The sequence below is a fragment of the Actinoplanes couchii genome (assembly GCF_016862075.1).
Classification (GTDB): domain Bacteria; phylum Actinomycetota; class Actinomycetes; order Mycobacteriales; family Micromonosporaceae; genus Actinoplanes; species Actinoplanes couchii.
Genome location: NZ_BOMG01000071.1, coordinates 1 through 16524 on the forward strand (window position 1 = coordinate 1; position 16524 = coordinate 16524).

A 16524-nucleotide genomic window follows, 5' to 3' on the forward strand; every position below is an offset into this window, starting at 1 on the left:
CGCGCCCTCGGTGTTCGCACCTTGCCCTTCGCCCTCCGTGCCCCGCCCTCGGCGCTCGCGCCTCGGCCCTCGCGCCTCGGCCCTCGCCCTTCACGCCCCGCCTCTTGCCTGCCCCGCCCTCGGCGCCCGCCCCACCTTCGGCGCCCGCGCCTCAGCCCTCCGTTTCCCCGCCGCTCCAACCTCCACCTCACCGCCTCGCCACCTCACCGCTCGCCGCCTCGCCGCCTCGCCGTCCGCCTTGCGCCCTGGTCCTCTTGCCCTGGGCCCGCTTTCGCGCTCGTTGCGCCTCGTTGATTCTTGCCTTTGAGGAAAGAGTTGGTGTATCTTTCCTCTTAGGAAACAGTTGCCCACGGGGAAGGTGTTGACATGGAGGTCGACGAGGCCGCGAAGGCGCTCGCGGAGATGCAGCGGCGCACCGAGCAGACCCTGCGGCAGGGCAGCCCACGCCGCATCCCGGCATGGCACACCTGGGGATCAGCGGCGGGTCTGACCCTCGTCTTCGCCAGCGGTGACTTCAGCGGCTGGGCTGCGATCGCCCTGATCGTGGCCGGGGTCGCCGTGACCGTCGGGCTGACCATCTTGCTGGACAGGGTGACCGGCGTCCGCCTGCGGATGCGCGCTCTGCGGGCGTGGCCGATGGTGCTGGTCATCGGGGCCATCCTGGTCGCGGCGATCGTGGTCGGTTCGGTGATGCGGCTCTACGACGTCCCGTTCGACAGCACGATCGGCGGCCTGGCGGGTGCCCTGGTGGGTGTCGTGGGCCTGGGCCGGGCTCAGGCGGCTGCCGCGAGGCCCCGGGCCGAGTCATGAGCGGCGCCCGACCATCCGGTTTCAACGAGCTGCTGCACTTCCCGGTCCGGCTGACCATCGTGTCCCTGCTGGTGCCGGCGGTGCACGTCGAGTTCAGCTACCTGCGGGAGGCCACCGGCCTGAGCGATTCGGCCCTGAGCAAACAGCTGACAAGCTTGCAGGAGGCGGGTTACGTCGAGGTCCGGCGCACCGGCCGCCGAGCCACGGCCCGCCTGACCAGCACCGGCCGCCGAGCCCTGAGCGACCACGCAGCGGCTCTACGGTCAATGCTGGGCGACACCCTCAACGTTCCCGACCCGACACCGGTGTCGGCGCCCGCCCTGGCACCCGAGGCGGTGCCCGACCCGGCGCCCGGCGTCAGCCCCGGCTGATCTGGACCTTCTGTGATCGTCCGGCGTTAGCTCTGGCTGATTCGGGCTTTCCGTGATCGCTCGGCGTTAGCTCTGGCTGGTCTGGGCTTTCCGTGATCGTCCGGCGTCAGCCCCGGCTGGTCTGGGCTTTTTGCGATTCTGCTGACCATGCGGCGTCCGGGTGGTGGACGACCGACTCTGGGTTTCCCGAGGGGCCGGCTTCGGGCTTTCGGAGGGGCCGGCTTCGGGCTTTCCGGGGGTCGAGGTAGGGCACGGCGTCCGGGTGCGAGGGCTCGGTCAGGAGACCGTCACGTGGGCGTCTCGGAGGGTCACTTTTGAGGTGGGGGCGTCTCCGGAGGCTCCGAAGGTCACCTTGCCCTTCGTGTGGCGGGCGCCCTTCGCGTTGCCCAGGGACAGGTCGCTGGTCAGGATGGTCCGGCCGTCGACCGAGATCTTCGCGAAGTTGTTGATCACCTCCACCCGGATCACGTGCGGGCCGTTGTCCTCGATGTCCAGCTTGGACATGGTGCCCTCGCTGACCACCAGCTGGTCCGACTGGTCCAGGACGCCGTCGTTCAGGTGGCTGACCGAGACGTTGTACGAGCAGACTCCCGCGATGTAGCCGTTGCCGCGTTCGGGGCTCAGGCGGAACCAGATCATCGCGCACGCCTGCTTGTCCAGCTCGGCGTGGACCTCGATGGTGGTGTCGCCCTTGAAGGCCTGCTCGGGGCCGGCCTCGCACTGGGTCATGAACTCGGTCCGGATCACCAGGCCGCCGTCGAAGTCGCAGACGCCGCCGCTGTTCTCGTCGATGAACGGCTTCCACAGGGCCGGCCCGGTCAGCGGGTCGAAGAGTTCCGTCGCGGACAGCCGGACCGCCGACGACGGGACCGCCGACGACGGGGCCGCCCCGCTCGGCACGGCGTTCTTCTCGTTGTCGCTCAGACTCGTGCCGACCCAGGCCCCGGCGACGGTGAGCAGCAGGGCGCCGACGGCAGCGGCCGTGACGACGCGCCACCGGCCAGGGCGCTGCTCGGGGGGCCGGCCAGGGCGCTGCGCCGCGGACTGGCCAGGGTGCTGCTCGGCGGACTGGCCAGGGTGCTGCGCGGTGGACCGGCCACGGCGCTGCGCGGCGGCCGGGCGGCCCGGCAGATCACGTACCACCGTGGTTACCTGGTGGGGGTCGTCCGGGATCGGCGAGGTGTCGGCGGACGGGGCGGCGGTCAGTTCCAGTAGCAGCTCCTGGGCGGTGGGCCGCTGCGTGGGGTCCTTGGCGAGGGCGCGTTCCACGATCCCGGCCAGGGACGGTGGCAGTCCGTCCAGGTTCGGCGGCTGGGTGAGGATGCGGCCCGCGGTGGCGACCGGGTCGCCGGCCGAGAACGGGTTCCGGCCGGTGGCGGCATAGGCGACCACCGCACCCCAGGCGAAGATGTCGGCGGCGGGCGTCAGCGCCAGTTCCGCGTCGGCGCCGAAACGTTCCGGCGCCATGTACGACAGGGTGCCGACCATCTCCTGCGGCCGGGTGTGGTGACTGGTGGCTTCGAGCGCCTTGGCGATCCCGAAGTCGATCACTTTGGGGGAGCCGAGGGCGAACAGCACGTTCGCCGGTTTGAGGTCGCGGTGCACGATGCCCGCGCTGTGGATCGCGACCAGCGCGGACGCCACCCCGACGGCGACACTGTGTAGGTTGCCGCCCCGCAGCGGCCCCTGGTCCCGGAGCACGTCGGCGAGGCTGGGCCCGTCGATGTACTCGACGACCAGGTAGGGCGTCTCGTGGTCGGGATCCGCGTCGAGGACTTCGGCGGTGCAGAACGCGGGCACTGCCCGGGCCCGGTTGACCTCGCTGCGGAACCGGGCCCGGAAGTTGAGATCCCGCGCGTGCTCGGCCTTGATCACCTTGATGGCGACGAGAGTGCCGGACGGGTCGCGCCCGAGCCAGACGGAGCCCATGCCGCCCTCGCCGAGAAGGCGGAGCAACTCGTAACGGCCCAGAGAATTCACCGTGGCACTCTCTCATGGACACCGCCGTCCCGGAGGCGTGGACCCGGGGATCGCCGGCCGCCAGGGCACGGTGAGCCGGAAGTCGCGGAACCACATGGACACCGCCGTCCCGGAGGCGTGGACCCGGGTGATCGCCGGGCGTCAGGGCGTGGTGAGCCGGAAGTCGCGGAACGTCACCTCACCAGCGGGATCCCGGAGCGGCCCGGTGGCGCCCAGGGCCACCCGCCCGCTGGTGCTCCGCGGCCTCTTCTCACCTTCCAGAACCAGGTCGGCGGTCAGTTTCTTCTTACCGTCGACCGTGACGACAGCCTTGGCCCCGGTCACGTCCATCCGGAACCGGTGCAGTCCGGTGCCCGCGAGCCGGAGCCGTTTGAGGGTGCCCTCGTCCACGTTGACGTACGCCGAGCCGGTCAGGAGTCCGTCGTAGAGGAAGAGGACGCCGACGTAGTCCTCGCAGATCATCGTGTAGTAGCCGTCCTCGGCGTCCGCGCTGAGACGGAAGAAGATGATCGCGCAGGTGTCCGCGGTCATCTTCGCCCGGACCTCGATGGTCATGTCGCCGGCGAAGTTCTGTTCCGGCCCGGCGTCGCAGCGGAAGAACGACTCGGTCCACACCACCAGGCCCTTGTTGATGGTGCAGCCGCCGTCGACGTCCTCGTACGCGGTCCACAGGCCGGGTGAGGTCAGCGGATCGGCGAGGTTCTTGACGGCGGCGGCGGACGGGGGCGCCGCCGCGGCCGAGGAGGGGAACGGTCCGGGGGACGGGGCCGACACCGGCGTACCGGCGGACCGGCTGAGCAGGGTGCCGGCCACGGCGCCACCAGCGGTGAGCAGCACGGCGGTGATGGCCGCAGCCCCGGCAACCCGCCACCGGGTGGCGCTCGAGGCAGCGCCCCGGAGTCGAGAGGTGGCGCCCCGGAGCCGAGAGGCGGGATCCCGGAGTTGAGAGGCGGGGCCCCGGAGCCGAGAGGTGGCGCCCCGGAGCCGAACGGTGGAGTCCTCCGAAGAAGGGCCAGCGGTCAGTTCGAGGAGCAGTTCCCGGGCGGTGGGCCGCTGGGCGGGGTCCTTGGCCAGCGCCCGTTCCACGATCCCGGCCAGGGTCGGTGGCAGCCCGTCCAGGTTCGGCGGCTGGGTGAGGATCCGGCCGGCAATGGCGAGCGGGTTGTCGGCGGCGAACGGGTTCCGGCCGGTGGCGGCGAACCCGACGATCGCGCCCCAGGCGAAGATGTCAGCGGCCGGTGTCAGATTCTGATCAGTGTCCGGGTTCAGCCGCTCCGGCGCCATGTAGGAGAGCGTGCCGACCATCTCCTGCGGCCGGGTGTGGTGACTGGTGGCTTCGAGCGCCTTGGCGATCCCGAAGTCGATCACCTTGGGGGAGCCCAGGGCGAACAGCACGTTGGCCGGTTTCAGGTCCCGGTGCACGATGCCCGCGCTGTGGATCGCCACCAGCGCGGACGCCACCCCGACGGCGACGCTGTGCAGGTTGCCGCCGCGCAGCGGTCCCTGGTCGCGGATGACCTCCTGCAGGCTCGGCCCGTCGACGTATTCGACCACCAGGTAGGGCGTCTCGTGGTCGGGGTCCGCGTCGAGGACCTCGGCGGTGCAGAACGCGGGCACCGCCCGGGCCCGGTTGACCTCGCTGCGGAACCGGGCCCGGAAACCGGGATCCCGGGCGTGCTCGGCCTTGATCACCTTGATGGCGACGAGAGTGCCGGACGGGTCGCGCCCGAGCCAGACGGAGCCCATGCCGCCTTCACCGAGAAGGCGGAGCAGCCGGTAGGGCCCCAGCGAGGTGGGTACGGCCGTCATGCTTGATCGACGGTGACGCGCGCATCGCGGAAGGTGACCTGACCGGCCGGGATGTTGTACGCCGACGCGCCGAAAGTGATCAGCCCGCTCTTGTGCCGCGGCCCGGATTCGCGACCACGGGACAGATCGCTGGTGAGCACCCGCTTGCCGGCCACCGTGACCTTGGCGACGCCGCGCACGATGTCGACCTTGATCAGGTGCGGGCCGTTCTCCTCGATGTCGAGTTCCGGCAGGTTGCCCTCGTCGGAGTTACGGATGTCGGCGTGGTCGAACCGGCCGTCGTTGCGGAACTGGACCGAGACGTGGGTGGCGCAGACGATCACGTGATAACCGTTCTGCCCCGCCTCGTCGTAGCGGAACTTGACGTACGCGCAGGCCCCGGCACTGATCTCGGCCCGTACCTCGATGTGCGTGTCGCCTTTGAACGCCCGGGACGGCCCGGAGTCGCAGTCCACCTCGGCCGCGGTCCGGACCACCAGGCCACCGCTGAAGTCACAGGTGCCGGAGTCGCTCCGGAACGGTTTCCACAGGGCCGCCGTGGTCAGCGGGTCGAAGAGCCCTCCGGCGGACAGCGTGGCCGTGGGCACGGGGCCGGGCGCGACGGTGGAGATCCGGACGGACGGCGAGGGCGCGGCCGCGGTGGTGGACGTGCTCCGCTGCCCGAGCCGGCTGCCGGCGAACGCACCACCGACCGTGAGCAGCACCGCGACCGCCGCCGACGCGATCACCCGCCCCCCGGTGCCGTGCGAGGCGGCACCCCGGAGGCGAGAGGCGGCACCCCGGAGGCGAGAGGCGGCGCCCCGGAGGGGAGAGGCGGCACCCCGGAGCCGAACGGTGGAGTCCTCCGAAAGCGGCCCGGCGGTCAGTTCGAGGAGCAGGTCCCGGGCGGTGGGCCGCTGGGCGGGGTCCTTGGCCAGCGCCCGTTCCACGATCCCGGCCAGCGAGGGCGGCAGCGCGGTCAGGTCCGGCGCCTGGGTGAGGATCCGCCCGGCGGTGGCGGCCGGATTGTCACCGGCGAACGGGTTCCGCCCGCTGGCGGCGTACGCCACGATCGCGCCCCAGGCGAAGACGTCGGCGGCCGGTGTCAGATTCTGATCAGCGCCGGGGGCGAACCGCTCCGGCGCCATGTACGACAGCGTGCCGAGCACCTCCTGCCCCTGCGTGTGATGACTGGTGGCTTCGAGCGCCTTGGCGATCCCGAAGTCGATCACCTTGGGGGAGCCGAGCGAGAACAGCACGTTGGCCGGTTTCAGATCCCGGTGCACGATCCCGGCACTGTGGATCGCGACCAGCGCGGACGCCACCCCGACGGCGACACTGTGCAGGCTGCCACCGCGCAGCGGCCCCTGCTGACGGATCAACTCGCCCAGGTTGGGCCCGTCGACGTACTCGACGACCAGGTACGGCGTCTCGTGGTCGGGATCCGCGTCGAGGACCTCGGCGGTGCAGAACGGCGGCACCTCCCGTGCCCGGTTGACCTCGCTGCGGAACCGCGCCCGGAAACCGGGATCCCGGGCGTGCTCGGCCTTGATCACCTTGATCGCGACGAGGGTGCCGGACGGGTCGCGCGCGAGGTGGACGGCGCCCATGCCGCCCTCACCGAGGAGCCGGAGCAGCTGGTAAGGCCCCAGAGTGGCGGGGCCCGGGCGAGAGGTCACCCGGGCACTCTAGTGGTAGACGTCCTCATGCGACTTCTCGAAGTCGCGGACCTCGGACAGCCGCCCCTCGGTCAGCAGGCGGCCCCACGCCGGGTTGCCGAGCAGGATGCGACCCAGCGCGACCAGGTCGTACTCGCCGTCGGCCAGTCCGGCGAGCAGCCGGTCGAGGCGCGGCACGTCCCGGGTCAGCGTCACCGATCCGACCGTGATCGCCGGGCGCCCGGTCAGTTCGCGGGCCCACCCGGCCAGGTTCAGCGGGGAGCCGGGGAAGGCCGGCTCCCAGAACCGGCGCTGCGACGCGTGGAAGACGTCGGCCCCGGCGTCGGCGAGAACGGTCAGGATCTGCTCCAGCTCGGCCGGCGACGACGCGATCCGGGCGTCGTAGTCACGCTCCTTGAACTGGGAGAACCGGACGATCACCGGAAGCTCGCCACGGACCGCCCGGATCACCTCGGCCGGGAACGCCGCGCGCCGGGCCGGGGAACCGCCGAAGGCATCGGTCCGGTGGTTGGTCGACGGCCAGAGGAACTCGTCGAGCAGGTAACCGTGCGCGGCGTGGATCTCCACCGCGTCGAATCCGGCCCGCGCCGCGACCCGGGCGGCCTCGCCGAACGCCGCGACGATCACGTCGATCTCGGCGGTGGTCATGGGGTGCCCGCCGACACCGGACGGGGTCCACGCCTCGATGCCGTCGACCGGGCTGCGCTCGCTGCCCAGGTGCCAGAGCTGGGTGGCGATCCGCCCGCCGGCCGCGTGCACCGCGCCGGTGACCTGCTGCCAGCCCGCTTCGGCGGCCCCCGCGGTCATCCGCGGCACGGTCGTCTCGTGACTCGCGGTCGGATGCCCGACCAGGGTGCCCTCGGTGACGATCAACCCGATCCCGTTCTCCGCACGCCTGCGGTAGTAATCGGCGACCGCGGCGGTCGGCACCCCGCCGGGCGACCGGAACCGCGTCATCGGTGCCATCACGAGACGGTTGGCGAGCTTCAGGCCGGCGACGGAAACGGGGGAGAGAAGTGAAGAGGTCATGGCGGTACGCTAAAACTTGACACTGATGTGAGGGTCAAGCGTTCTGTGAAAAGAGAGACATCGATGCGGATCGGGGACCTCAGCGCGGCCACCGGCGCCAGCGCGCGATCACTGCGTTACTACGAAGATCAAGGGCTTTTGAGCAGCAGCCGCGGTACGGGTGGGCAACGGCACTACCCCGACACCGCGATCGAACGGGTCGCCCTGATCAGGACGCTGCTCACCGCGGGCCTGTCCACCGTCACGATCAAGGACGTGCTGCCGTGTGTCTCGGACGCGAGCGCCCGCACCCCGTGGCTGGCCGCCCGGCTCGGCGAGGAGCTGACCCGGGTGGAGGCGCAGATGGAGGACCTGCGCCGCACCCGGGACATCCTCGCCGGCCTGGTGCGCGACTACGACGTGGCTCAGCGGTAAGGCGGGAACCGCCCGCTCATCATCTCCGCCGTCGGCGTGCCGGAGAGCTTCTCGAACGCGATCGGATCGGTGACCGCCCGCCAGGTGTGGAAGTCCTGCCGCCCGGCCGCGAACGCCGCCTTGTACCGGAACAGCGAGTCACCGGACCCGCCGAGCCCGCCGCCGATGTGGTGCACCAGGTTGCCCGCGTCCTGCCCCCACCGGCGTACCTCGTGGTAGAGCAGTTTGTCGGCCCACCAGATCTGGCCGTCCCGGGTGGACTGCAGATGGGTCTGCATGATCCGCCGGTAGGCGAAGAACAGGTTCCCGCCCAGCACCTCGCCCTCGTGCACCGCGGCGGCCAGGTGCACGTGCGCACCGAGCGCCGCCCGCAGCTCCCGGAAGTGCGCGAGGTCGAAGAAGTAGAACCCGGTGGCCTGCACCCGGCGCATCGTCGCGTGATAGGTCCGCACCCAGGGTTCGAGCAGGTCCCAGTCGTCGAAGACGATCCGCACCCCGGCCCGCTTCGCCTTGTTGATCTGGTTGCGGTGGGTGCGGTGGGTGTCCTGCCAGAGCTGGTCCGGGCTGAGCGTGAGGTCCACCGACACCGTCTCCCCGTGGTGCACCACGGTCCCGGCGCCGGCGAGAGCCGTGGTGGAGACCGGCAGCAGCGGATGCAGCCGGGCGAAGACGGTGATCACGTCGTGGGTGCGCAGCAGCGCGGTCATGTGCCGGACCGCCCGGCTCCAGAACCCGGTGTCGGACGGGGGCACGTCACTGACCGGGCCGGGATATCCGTACGGGGAGACGGCGTCCCGTAACCCGGTTCCCGGTACCGGCCGTAACACCAGTGGCAGCAGGAAGACCTGGCCCATCTCGTCGTAGCGGAACGCCACCGGCTCGCCCCCGGAGAGACGAGCGTCGAGTGTCACGTACGACGGCAGGTGGTAGACGTCGTGGTGGACGCGCCGTAACGCGTCCGCCCACGCCGGGTCGCCGGGTTCCAGCAGGGCGCCTTCGGCCATCGGTCATCCCTTCGTTCATGCCGTATGGGGTATCGCCCGGCCCGCCGCCACGGAATCGGTCGTCTCACGGCGCCGGGCCCGGCTCGACCGCCGCGCGCTCAGCGTCCACCGCAGCAGTGCGCGGGGGACGGAGCTCTGCGTCGACAGGTGCAGCAGGTAGCGCCACGTCGGGTATTCGCCGCGCCGGTTGGACAGCGCGTAGGAGAACCGCCGGGCGGGCAGCCCGGCGTAGTCGGGCATCCGCTCGAACCAGCCGCTGCTGGCCCGCGCCGCCCGCTGCAACGGGGCCAGCGCGGCCTTGCGCCGGTGCTCGTACCGTTCCAGGGCCACCGGCAGATCGTCCCCGGCGGCGATCGCGTCGGCCAGTGCCATCGCATCCTGCAGCGCCAGTTTGGTGCCGGAACCGATCGCGAAGTGGGTGGTGTGCGCCGAGTCGCCCATCAGCACCACGTTGCCGTGGTCCCAGCGCTGCGCGGTGACCCGCCGGAAGTTGAGCCAGCCGGTGCCGCCGACCTCGGCCCGGTGGTCGACCAGCGGGGCGCCGTCCAGATGCGCGGCGAAGATGCTCTGCAGCCGGGCGCAGCCGGCCTCGGCGCCGAGCGTGCCGAACCCCAGCGCCTCCCACGTGGCAGGCGTGCACTCGACGATGAACGTGCTGGTGGTGCCGTTGAACGGGTAGGCGTGGAACCACACCCAGCCGGCCTCGGTCTCCTCGAAGCCGAAGGTGAACGTGTCGAACACCTTCGGCGTGCCCAGCCAGATGTACTTGTTCCTCGCGATCTCCACCTCGGCGCCGAAGTGCTCGGTGTGCTCCTCGCGGATCCGGCTGCGCGCCCCGTCGCAGGCCACGATCAGGTCGGACTCGGGCAGCGCGGCGGGATCGGTCAGCTCGTCGGAGTACCGGATGTCGACACCCAGCTCGGCGGCCCGTTCGCCGAGGATCTCCAGCAGCCGGTGCCGGCCCATGCTGAAGCCGTACCCGGCCAGGTGGGTGGTGGGTTTGCCGGTGGCCCGGACCTCGTACTCGTCCCACTTGTAGGCGGCGTCCCAGATCCGCTGCGCGCTGACCGGGTCGTACCGGAACAGGTCGTCGAGCAGGTCGTCCCAGAACACCACCCCCCAGCCCCAGGTGACCCCGGACGGGTTGCGTTCCAGCACGGTGACCTGGTGTCCGGGGTTCGCGAGTTTCGCGAGGGTGGCGAAGTACAGGCCGGCGGGACCGCCGCCGACGCAGGTGATCCGCATGGCGGGCTCCTATCGGTAGGCCGGGAAGGTGGTGGTCAGGTCGGCCGGATCGGCCTCCGGGCGGCGCTCGCGCACCAGCCGCTCGTAGGCGGCCGGGTCGGCGATCACCCGCCAGGTGTGGAACGGGTTGCGGCCGATCGAGAAGCCGGCCTTGTACGAGAAGAGCGAGTCGTTCGCGCCACCCTTGCCGCCACCGAGGTGGAACACCCGGTCGCCCCGCTGTTTGCACCACCGGCGGACCGAGTCGTAGAGCAGCTCGTCGGCGTACCGTTTCGGCGCCCTCCGGGTGGAGGAGACATAACCGGTCGCGATCCCGTCGTACGAGAAGAAGGTGTTGCCCCCGACCACCTCCCCGTCCTCGAGCGCCACGACCAGGTGCATCCGGTCACCGACCGCGTCGTGCAGGGCTTCCAGGTGTTCCCGGGTGAAGAAGTAGTACGAGGTGGCGCCGACCCGCCGCATGTTGTCGTGGTAGACCTCGACCCACTCGCCGAGACGGTCCCAGTCGTCGAAGACGATCTCGGTGCCGGCACGTTTGGCCCGGTTGATGTGGTTGCGGTGGTCGGCGCGGGTCTGCTTCCACATCTCGTCCTCGGAGACGGTCAGGTCCATCGAGACGGTCTCGCCGTGGTACACGAGCTTCCCGTACTCCCGCAGAACCGGGGCCGGCAGCAGCGGATGGAGCCGGACGAACGCCGAGACGACGCCGGCCTCGCGCAGCGTCTCCGTCAACGCGGCGCAGGCGGCGGACCAGAACGCCGGATCCGACGATGAACTGACCGGGCCCGGGTAGCCGTACGGCGAAATCGCGTCCTTGAGGTCCGAATCCGGGATGTCCCGCAGGATGAGCGGGATCAGCAACCGCCGCCCCTCCCGCTCGAAATGGAACGCGGCAGGTGTGCCGCCGTAGAGCCGGGCGTCGAGGACGACGTAGTCCGGCACGTGGTACATGTCGTGACCGACGTGCTGGAGCGTCTCCTTCCACTCGCGTGCCGCCGGTTCCAGCAGCGTTGCCGTCATGATGTGCGCTCCCTTCGACGTTCAGGCTCGTAACAGGCGAGCGTTGAGCGCCATGTTCGCGGCGAACTGATCGTTCACCACCTGGTGTTTCTCCAGCCGTAGTTGGACGGCCGGGTCGTAGCGGCCCAGCTTGACGAAACCGTCGGACCACCAGCCGTTGTCCTCGCCGGTCCCGTCCACATAGGCGTGGTAGGTCGTCCCGCCCGGCCAGATGACCTTGGTGAGCAGGGTGCCGAAGGCGGCCATGTCCGCCGCCGACCAGCCCTGGTTGCGGTCCCGGGCCTCGGCGACGTACGTGATCACCGCGTTGCCGTGGCCGACGTCCTGGCCGGGCCGTTTCGCCGACCCCCAGACGTCGCTCCAGAACCAGGCCGTCGGCTCGACCGGGTTGCGCCGCAGCTGCCGTCGCAACTGGCTGCTGATGTGGTCGACGACCTTGTTGCAGCGCGACTTGCGGCCCTGGTCGGCGGTGAGATGGGCGAGGTTCATCGCGATCAGCGCCCAGTGCGACGACATGTGCGTGCGCTCGCGGTACATGCTGCTCTCCGGGTCGCGGGCGTACCACTTGTCGAAGAGGTTCGTCTCGGCGAACGCGAGCAGCTTCCGATAGCGTTCCTGGTAACCGGAATCGGTCATGTCCTGCATGGCCACGAGCAGGCTGGTGCCGTACCGCCAGAGATAGCTCTCGTAGAGCGGCACCTCGTCGCCGCCCCCGCCGGCCTTGCTCGACGCCCACCCGGCGTACCCGTCCTGGAACGAGCTGTTCTTCAGCTGGGCCGACGGCGCCGAGGCGGCCACCGTGTTCTCCATCCAGACCAGCGCCCGGTCCAGGAACCGGTGCTGGCCGGTGGCCCGGAACATGGCCGTGCACGCGTCCACGTCGTAGGCCAGGTCGTAGTGGTCCCGGCTGTCCTTGGACGTGCTCAGCGGCGTCGCGTTGCCGTAGGCGTAGTCCCAGCTCTTCATGAAGACGTTGGTCCAGTACGTCACCGGTTTGATCTTCGAGGCGTCGGCCACCGCGGGAGGCGCGGCCGGCACCGGCTCCAGCCACTCCGGCTCGTCGTCACCGGCCAGGACGGCGTGCAGCCCGAAGGCCCCGGCCACCGTCACCCCGCCCAGCCCGGCGGCCAGGATCACCCGGCGCTTCATCGGGCCATCACCGGTTGCTTCACCGTCACCGGGGTGGCCACCGGCACCAGCGCCGCCGCCGCGGCCATTGCCGCGAACATCCAGGCCAGCCGCGAGTCGTAGTAGTCACCGGAGAACAGGCTGCTCAGTGCCACGAACACGGTCGCCGCCACGGCCATCCCGGTGAGCTGCGGGCGGGCCCCGCCACCACGGACGATCCGGGTCCACAGCACGATCGACGCGGTCATCAGGCCCAGCCCGCCCAGCCCGCCCTCGGCGGCGACCGCGAGCAGATAGTTGTGCGGGTACTCGACGGCCTGGTTGACGCCGATCAGCCCGTAGAACCCGTCCAGCCCGGCGCCCTCGATCGGGTAGTCGGCGAACATGCGAAGGGCGGCCATCCAGATGTCGGTGCGCCCGGAGAGATATTGTTCCTGCACGGTCTGCTCAACGAATCTCTCCTGGAAGAGATCGGTGAACTCGGGCGGGGCCAGCGCCCAGATCACCCCGACCGCGATCACCGCCACCGCGCCGGTCGCCGCGATCGCCGTGGCGCTCAGCCGCCGGCGCAGCTTCAGCAACGCCGCCCCGGCCACCACCCCGCCGGCCACCAGCGTGCCCCGCGACCCGGACAGCACCGTGGCCAGCAGGAAGAGCGGGATCACCAGCAGCGGCAGCTTCCGCCCGGTCAGCATGAACAGGGCGACCGCGGCGATCACCCCGAGCACCTCGATCCGGGCGAACACGTTGGGGCCGCCACCGAACGCCGAGTACCGGCCCTGCTCACCCGGGCCGCTGATGAAGATGGCCGCCAGGGCGTAGACGATCGCGGTGACGAACAGCAGCTGGAAGGTGAACCGGACGACCGTCTCCGGGTCGTTCATCGCGTACAGGTAGAACGCCAGCACCAGGACGATCAGCAGCACCAGGTCGAGGACCTGCGGGCCGACCCGGGCCGCGGGCGGGGCCCAGAGCGCCGAGGAGATCTGGTAGACGAAGAAGAGCAGGGCGGCCAGGAGCCAGCCCTCGTCTCGTCTTTTTTGGGGAGTGCCGTTCGTCAACGCGAGAGCCAGCGCCACCAGCGCGACGATCAGGCCGATCACCCGCAGGTCCACCCAGGCCAGTTCGAGCAGCCCGGCCCGGTCCAGGGTGTACCGCCCGCCGATCGCCACCAGGATCAGCAGCAGCCCGGGCGCCTTCATCGGCGGCCCACGATCCGGCTGGCCACCATCGCGAACACCAGGCAGGCGCCGTACCCGGCGAGGGAACCCCAGGCCGCGCCGAGGATGCCGTGCTTCGGGATGAGCAGCACATAGGCAGCGAAGCTGACCACGAAACCGGCGATCTCGGCGGCCGACACCAGCCCGCCGTGGCCCTTCGCGATCAGCAGGCCCAGGCTGACCCGGGACACCGCGTACAGCCCGGCCGCCACCACCAGCGGCAGCACCACGACCTTGGCGTCCGCGTACTCGTGGCCGAACAGCGGCTCGATCAGCAGGTGCAGCCCGCCGGCCACCATCGGGACCATGACCAGCACGTACATCGCCGCCATCACCACGATCGGGCCGGCCCGCAGACCACCGTCCTGGTGCGCGGCCCGCCACTTGCCCAGCCGGGAGTCGGCGTACGCCCGGATCGGCCAGGCCAGCAACTCGGTCATCGTCGCCACCGACGTGTAGTGGCCGAGCGCCGCGGTCGACGCCAGCGCCGGGATGACCAGGCGGTCCACCCGCAGCATCGCCATGTTGGACAGTGCCGCCGGGAACAGCGACAGTCCCTCCTTACGGACCCGCCGGTTCTCGTCGGCGTCCAGCGGCACGGCGCCCTCGACGACCGGCAGCCGCAGCCAGATCCACAGATAGATGACGGTCGGGGTGGCACCGGCGATCACGTACGCCAGGAACCACATCTCCGGGTGGTGCGCCTCGGTGACGTACAGCCCGACCAGCATGCCGAGCAGCAGCAGCGCCTCGATCACCCGGGCCATCATGAAGTCCCGGACCCGGCCCACCGCGATCGCGATCGACCGGGTGGCCAGACTGGTCGCCTCGATCAGCGCGAACCAGGCGATCATCGCGACGATCAGCGGGCCCGGGGTGAGCCGGCCCGGCGCGACCAGCTGCCAGACCACCGCGCCCCCCAGGAACACCAGCGTCGGTACGGCCAGCAGCCGGGCGTAGGCGCGCACCGCCGGAGCCGGCGACACGTTGTGGTAGCTCGCCACGAAACTGCGCTCGGTCCCCAGCAGGAGCAGCTGGGTGGCCAGGTACACCACCTGCAGCATCAGCGCGACCTCACCCCGGTTCGTCGGGGTCAGCGACCGGACCATCAGGATGTTCGCGGCCATCGCCACGCCACCGGTGAGGATCTGGGAGGCCAGCAGCTGCACCGACGGCTCGCGTAACACCTTTCCGACAAGGGCGACCGGATCGCCCCGGCGTGGGCCGTCCTCCGACGTGGTGGGGCTCTCGACCCGCAGTTCACTCACTGCGCTGCTGCTCCTCGTCCTTCTCGTCCTTCTTGTCGCCGCTGCGCTGTGCCGGAACCCGCTCGTCCGGTTTGTCAGGGTCCTTGCCGGAGGCCTCGATCTCCTGGTCGGCGACCCGGGCCCGGCCGCGGGCGGTGCCGACCGGCGGCAACGAGACGAACGTGTCGTCCATCCGCGGCGACTGGGTCGGGTCCAGACCGAACACCAGATCCGGGCTGTCCGCCCCGGTGACCTCGGCCCGCCCCTGCCACGAGCCGTCGGCCGGCAGTTTGCGCGGCAGGGCGTTCAACACCGCGCCGGCCAGCTTGGCCCCGACTCGTTTCAACAGGTCAAGAGACTTTTCCACATCTGCGGTACGGGTACGCCCGGCCCGGACCACGAGCAGCGCGCCGTCGGTCACCTGGCTGAGCACCGCCGCGTCGGCGGCGCCGTGCAGGGCCGGAGCGTCCACCAGCACGATGTCGTAGCGCTCGGTCAGGGTCCGTACCGTCGCCGACAACCGGGGTGACGCCAGCAGCTCACCCGGGTCGGGCGCGTCCTCCCCGGCCGGCAGCACGGTCACCCGGCCGCCCAGCGAGTCCTGCAGCACGTCCGGCACCCGGGCCGTCCCGGCGAGCACCTCGGCCAGGCCGGGCGCGCTGTCCAGGGACAGGTACCTGCCGATCCCGGGGGTGCGCATGTTCGCGTCGACGAGCGCCACCCGGGCCCCGGTCTCGGCCATCGCTATCGCCAGACCACACGTCACCGCGGTGGTGCCCTCCTTACGGCTGGCCCCGGTGAGCAGCAGCGACCGGCCGCGACGGGTCGGGGCGCTCTGCACGGCGACCGGATCGGCGAGCACCGGCAGCAGGCTGCGCAGGCGCCGGAACGCCTCGGCCAGTGCCTGATCCGGGTTCCCGGTGCGGTTCCGCCCGCCGATCGAGATGGTGCCGACCGTGTCCAGCCCGAGCCGGCGCAGGTCGTCCTCCTCGGCGACGGTGCGCGCCCCGACCTCCCGGCCCGCCACCGCGACCGCGCCGAGGAGCAACCCCAGCACGGCCGCGAAACCCCCGTTGCGGGCCAGGTTGTTCGGTTCGTCCTTGGTGACGGCGTCCTGGACGATCGAGATCTGCGGCGCCGGGCCGTCCTGCGGGCTGGCCGGGGCGCCGATCTGCCGGGCCAGGCCGACCAGCACCGACGCGGCGGTGGTGACGATCTGCCGGCTGCGTTCGGCGGACTGGTCGGTCGCGGCGATCTCCAGCAGGTCGGTGCCCTCCCGGATCTGCGCGGACAGGCTCAGCTGCACCTGCTCGGGCGTGATCTCCGGGCCCATCCGGTCGACCACCGCCTGCGCCACCCGAGGACCGGTGAGCAGGGCGATGTACGAGTTGAGCCGCCGCGCCCCGGCGTCCGGATCACTGTTGCCGGAGCTGACGAACAGCACCATCGACGATTTGTGCCCGGGCGCACCGGCCATGGTGATCGCGGCCGCGACGGCGACCGCCACCAGGACGGGCGCCACGAGCCAGAGCCATCGGCGCCGGCAGGCCCGCACGTAGGCACGGAGTTCCACGCTGACTGTCCCCGTT

General features: G+C 71.0%; 14 protein-coding genes. 3 read left to right on the forward strand and 11 right to left on the reverse strand.

Annotated features, from left to right (window positions below; all coding sequences use genetic code 11):
- The first annotated feature begins 366 nt into the window (after nt 1-366).
- The gene (locus tag Aco03nite_RS28185; RefSeq protein ID WP_203799825.1) at nt 367-810 is read left to right on the forward strand and encodes a hypothetical protein; all 444 of its coding nucleotides are present in this window, start codon (nt 367-369) and stop codon (nt 808-810) included.
- On the forward strand, nt 807-1181 hold the full coding sequence (locus Aco03nite_RS28190) for a transcriptional regulator (protein ID WP_203799826.1): 375 nt from the start codon (nt 807-809) through the stop codon (nt 1179-1181). The genes Aco03nite_RS28185 and Aco03nite_RS28190 overlap by 4 nt, the downstream gene beginning before the upstream one ends.
- Before the next feature lie 276 nt (nt 1182-1457).
- Here Aco03nite_RS28190 and Aco03nite_RS28195 read toward each other — a convergent pair whose 3' ends face one another.
- The 4 genes from Aco03nite_RS28195 to Aco03nite_RS28210 form a co-directional block, all read right to left on the reverse strand.
- Complete coding sequence (locus Aco03nite_RS28195; protein ID WP_239145495.1) at nt 1458-3161, reverse strand: serine/threonine protein kinase; 1704 nt, start codon at nt 3159-3161, stop codon at nt 1458-1460.
- A 141-nt stretch (nt 3162-3302) separates the two neighbouring features.
- Complete coding sequence (locus tag Aco03nite_RS28200) at nt 3303-4970, reverse strand: serine/threonine-protein kinase (RefSeq protein ID WP_203799827.1); 1668 nt, start codon at nt 4968-4970, stop codon at nt 3303-3305.
- Entirely contained in the window at nt 4967-6628 is a 1662-nt protein-coding gene (locus Aco03nite_RS28205) for a serine/threonine-protein kinase (RefSeq protein ID WP_203799828.1), read from the reverse strand. Before Aco03nite_RS28205 ends, Aco03nite_RS28200 begins: the two co-directional genes overlap by 4 nt.
- A 9-nt stretch (nt 6629-6637) precedes the next feature.
- Nucleotides 6638-7657 carry an oxidoreductase gene (locus Aco03nite_RS28210; RefSeq protein ID WP_203799829.1) on the reverse strand — a complete coding sequence of 340 codons (1020 nt, stop codon included), beginning with the start codon at nt 7655-7657 and terminating at the stop codon, nt 6638-6640.
- Nucleotides 7658-7720: 63 nt separating this feature from the next.
- Between Aco03nite_RS28210 and Aco03nite_RS28215 the strand changes: the two genes are divergently transcribed.
- Nucleotides 7721-8071 (forward strand): MerR family transcriptional regulator, encoded by a 351-nt coding sequence (locus Aco03nite_RS28215; protein ID WP_203799830.1) that lies wholly within the window; start codon nt 7721-7723, stop codon nt 8069-8071.
- On the opposite strand, the gene Aco03nite_RS28220 is transcribed toward Aco03nite_RS28215, so the two are convergent.
- From Aco03nite_RS28220 to Aco03nite_RS28250, 7 genes are read right to left on the reverse strand one after another with little or no spacing between them, the layout of a single operon-like run.
- Nucleotides 8062-9075: a GNAT family N-acetyltransferase gene (locus tag Aco03nite_RS28220; RefSeq protein ID WP_203799832.1), complete on the reverse strand. Its 1014-nt coding sequence runs from the start codon at nt 9073-9075 to the stop codon at nt 8062-8064. The genes Aco03nite_RS28215 and Aco03nite_RS28220 overlap by 10 nt on opposite strands.
- Nucleotides 9076-9090: 15 nt before the next feature.
- Nucleotides 9091-10320: an FAD-dependent monooxygenase gene (locus tag Aco03nite_RS28225; protein WP_203799835.1), complete on the reverse strand. Its 1230-nt coding sequence runs from the start codon at nt 10318-10320 to the stop codon at nt 9091-9093.
- Between the two features lie 9 nt (nt 10321-10329).
- Nucleotides 10330-11340, reverse strand: a complete 1011-nt coding sequence (locus Aco03nite_RS28230; RefSeq protein WP_203799838.1) for a GNAT family N-acetyltransferase — start codon at nt 11338-11340, stop codon at nt 10330-10332.
- A gap of 21 nt (nt 11341-11361) precedes the next feature.
- Nucleotides 11362-12489 (reverse strand): hypothetical protein, encoded by a 1128-nt coding sequence (locus Aco03nite_RS28235; RefSeq protein WP_203799841.1) that lies wholly within the window; start codon nt 12487-12489, stop codon nt 11362-11364.
- Nucleotides 12486-13670, reverse strand: coding sequence for an O-antigen ligase family protein (locus Aco03nite_RS28240; RefSeq protein ID WP_203799846.1), 1185 nt, complete (start codon nt 13668-13670; stop codon nt 12486-12488). Before Aco03nite_RS28240 ends, Aco03nite_RS28235 begins: the two co-directional genes overlap by 4 nt.
- A complete protein-coding gene (locus Aco03nite_RS28245) occupies nt 13667-14956 on the reverse strand; it encodes a lipopolysaccharide biosynthesis protein (RefSeq protein WP_239145496.1) in 1290 nt (429 codons plus the stop codon). Before Aco03nite_RS28245 ends, Aco03nite_RS28240 begins: the two co-directional genes overlap by 4 nt.
- The gene (locus Aco03nite_RS28250) at nt 14949-16508 is read right to left on the reverse strand and encodes a tyrosine-protein kinase domain-containing protein (RefSeq protein ID WP_203799861.1); all 1560 of its coding nucleotides are present in this window, start codon (nt 16506-16508) and stop codon (nt 14949-14951) included. The genes Aco03nite_RS28245 and Aco03nite_RS28250 overlap by 8 nt, the downstream gene beginning before the upstream one ends.
- Nucleotides 16509-16524: the final 16 nt, after the last annotated feature.

What these genes read in the sequence shown, in the direction of transcription:
- Aco03nite_RS28200 (WP_203799827.1), bottom strand. Translation starts at nt 4,970, where the DNA reads ATGACGGCCGTACCCACCTCGCTGGGGCCCTACCGGCTGCTCCGCCTT.
- Aco03nite_RS28215 (WP_203799830.1), top strand. Translation starts at nt 7,721, where the DNA reads ATGCGGATCGGGGACCTCAGCGCGGCCACCGGCGCCAGCGCGCGATCA.
- Aco03nite_RS28185 (WP_203799825.1), top strand. Translation starts at nt 367, where the DNA reads ATGGAGGTCGACGAGGCCGCGAAGGCGCTCGCGGAGATGCAGCGGCGC.
- Aco03nite_RS28235 (WP_203799841.1), bottom strand. Translation starts at nt 12,489, where the DNA reads ATGAAGCGCCGGGTGATCCTGGCCGCCGGGCTGGGCGGGGTGACGGTG.
- Aco03nite_RS28240 (WP_203799846.1), bottom strand. Translation starts at nt 13,670, where the DNA reads ATGAAGGCGCCCGGGCTGCTGCTGATCCTGGTGGCGATCGGCGGGCGG.
- Aco03nite_RS28190 (WP_203799826.1), top strand. Translation starts at nt 807, where the DNA reads ATGAGCGGCGCCCGACCATCCGGTTTCAACGAGCTGCTGCACTTCCCG.
- Aco03nite_RS28230 (WP_203799838.1), bottom strand. Translation starts at nt 11,340, where the DNA reads ATGACGGCAACGCTGCTGGAACCGGCGGCACGCGAGTGGAAGGAGACG.
- Aco03nite_RS28220 (WP_203799832.1), bottom strand. Translation starts at nt 9,075, where the DNA reads ATGGCCGAAGGCGCCCTGCTGGAACCCGGCGACCCGGCGTGGGCGGAC.
- Aco03nite_RS28225 (WP_203799835.1), bottom strand. Translation starts at nt 10,320, where the DNA reads ATGCGGATCACCTGCGTCGGCGGCGGTCCCGCCGGCCTGTACTTCGCC.
- Aco03nite_RS28210 (WP_203799829.1), bottom strand. Translation starts at nt 7,657, where the DNA reads ATGACCTCTTCACTTCTCTCCCCCGTTTCCGTCGCCGGCCTGAAGCTC.